The 240-nt window shown below is 55.4% G+C and carries 1 protein-coding gene; it reads right to left on the minus strand.

The annotated features are described in order from the left end of the window. Positions 1-228 (minus strand): MATE family efflux transporter (locus HBA93_RS23245; RefSeq protein ID WP_286202168.1); only part of this gene is annotated, 228 nt, incomplete at its 3' end. Positions 229-240: the final 12 nt, after the last annotated feature.

Here is a 240-nt window from a genome sequence, read left to right on the forward strand (position 1 = left end):
CATTTGGCGTACATCGGGCTCGGTGGTCAGAATATTGACCAGACGATCGCCAAACGCGAGGAAGATCAGCCCCACCACCAGCGCCATCACCATGCCCCAGAAAAAGGTCAGCTGAATGGAGCGGCGGAAAGCCGGACTATAACGCGCGCCAACAGCACGGCCTGCCAATTGTTCGGCAGCAATGGTTACGCCTTCCAGAAAGAAGCCGACCACCAGATAGAAGTTCATCAAAACGGCATT

The sequence above is a fragment of the Ochrobactrum sp. SFR4 genome (assembly GCF_019730395.1).
GTDB lineage: Bacteria > Pseudomonadota > Alphaproteobacteria > Rhizobiales > Rhizobiaceae > Pseudochrobactrum.